At 42.5% G+C, this 2,177-nt stretch carries 1 protein-coding gene; it reads right to left on the bottom strand.

All coding sequences use genetic code 11. The features are described 5' to 3' along the window. Positions 1-640: 640 nt before the first annotated feature. Positions 641-1,390 (bottom strand): hypothetical protein, encoded by a 750-nt coding sequence (locus AC6F75_RS01400; protein WP_500713136.1) that lies wholly within the window; start codon positions 1,388-1,390, stop codon positions 641-643. Positions 1,391-2,177: the final 787 nt, after the last annotated feature.

Below are 2,177 nucleotides of genomic sequence, written 5' to 3'. Positions count from 1 at the left end.
AATTTTAAAAGTCAAGAAGACTTAGAACAACTATCAGCAAATTGGTAGGAATGAAAATAGTTTGGACTGATTTTGCAATCAGAAATTTAAAAGATATTTTTGACTACTATGCTTCTAAAGTAAATGAACTCGTTTAAATTTTTTTGATTGTAGCGAAAATTAGTCATTTTGTGCCCGATTGAAGGCTTTTTTGAGTTGCATAGCATCGCTACGGAAGGAAAAAAAGTCAAAAAGCGGGTGCAAAAGGGCAATTTTTTAGCCAATTATTAAAAGTTTAAACGAGTTCAATAAAAGCTTGCTCATAAAATTAGAAGACAAATCCTTTCATCATCTAAACAACTCCAAAAGAATCCGAACTCTGGTCCAATTGAACCAAACCTAACAGGACTAAAGAAAACGCACAGATATTTAGTGAGCGGAAATTATAAATTGATTTACAGAATCATTGATAATCAAATTGTAATAAATGATGTTTTTGACACAAGGCAGAATCCTTCTAAAATGAATGATGAAAATCGAATTACAAAATAAACTGCCAATTTTATCACTAATAGCATCAGTTTAATCAATATTTGGAGTTGAATGAAACAAGAAAGAGCCGCAAAAGCGGCCCCTTCCAAAATAAACCTGTAAGAAAACCTTACAGTACTTCCACCAACTGCAGCGCATTAAAGGCACCGTTGTTTAACGGGTATTGTATTCCATTAATCTCCTGAAAAAAGGCGATTTTAAGGAAAAACAATTCGTTACCGGCACCCGCCGGCACAGCAGCAGGAGTAAGGGTCACCGTCGCCGCAGGACTGTTCACGGCCAGATTGCTAATCGGGCTAAGCTCCAAATCCTTGACTTCGGTTGCAAAGTCCAGGTTCAAAAACCCGGAACGCAAACTTAAGTGCGTGGTACCTTGCGGTACGGCAACATGTTGCATCGGTGAGAAATCGGTGAGTACGATTTCCCCGGTAGCAGTATCAAGGCTGTAATCTGTCAGCAAAACACTGTCAAGCGGTGCTCCACCATTAAAATCAAAACCTTTGAGTACCTGCTTTCCGCCGGCAGTTGCCAGTCCGGTTGCAACATTCCGTTCTCCTCTCACAGAGGTGAGATCGTGGTTTTTCACACGGGCCATCTCCTGAGTGAGTCGGGAGGTCATTCGGCCATCACGGGCATCTTCAATCAGCCCGCTAACCGAGCGTCTCAAAAGCTTACCCATTTGGGCACTGTGGCCAAATTCTGCACCATTTTCCCGGGTGCGTGCAAACGCAGGATCATTCTTAATCCTGTTTTTGCTCACACCACCCTTGGTGCGCACTAAATACCCCTCTTTGCCCTTGTAAAAGGTAAGATCATCCAGGGTTCCGATAACCTTGATTATACTTTTGTTTTTTGCCATTGTTTTATGATTTTAAGTCATTGCTCTATATGGCATAAAGCAACAACGGGTTCAACAAATTGTGTTGTAAGCCAAAAACACCGCCTTGGAAAGCGCGCGCAAAAGCATGTCGACCTGCTTTCAAAATTTTAATCCGCAACGGTGTCTCAGAACTTACACGACAAACATACAACCAGTATTTTGAGCACGTTTACAAAAATCACGTTATCAAGTATTTAAGTCTAAAAAAGTGTTTTTTGACCAATACAAACACCTTCCCACATTGATGACGAAAACCAACGTTTTTGACGTTTTTAATAAGCAAACCCCCAAAACCCAAAACCCCAAAACCCCAATAAAATCAACCCCTTAAAAGCCGTTGCTAAGGAGATACTTAATAGATAGTGTATAGATAGTGTATGGATAGTGTATGAGGAGTGTATGAAATATCTCTCAACAGAAATAATAGATCAAGTCGTTTCCGCCTCCCTTTAGGGAAGGGGCAAAGCGGACGAATCTCCTTCGCCACCCGCCTCTGGCAGGCCGGGACAAAGCGGACGAACTGCGTTCAACCCTCCCTCTCCCTAACCCTAAAGGGCAGGAGGGTTGAAAAAGAAAAAGAATTATAATTTTTTTATAGCAGAATCTCTTTCCGCCACTCAGGTCACTGAGCGAAGTCGAAGTGTAGGGAAGGGGCAAAGCGGACGAATCTCCTTCCGCCTCCCTTTAGGGAAGGGGCAAAGCGGACGAATCTCCTTCGCCACCCGCCTCTGGCAGGCCGGGACAAAGCGGACGAACTGCGTTCAAC

It is taken from the genome of Planktosalinus sp. (assembly GCF_059864935.1).
The sequence above is the reverse complement of the archived record's forward strand: the minus strand, read 5'-3'. Positions and strand labels throughout refer to the sequence as shown.

Bases quoted from the DNA above. Each gene is read 5' to 3' on its own strand.
- AC6F75_RS01400 (WP_500713136.1), bottom strand. From the start codon at position 1,390: ATGGCAAAAAACAAAAGTATAATCAAGGTTATCGGAACCCTGGATGAT.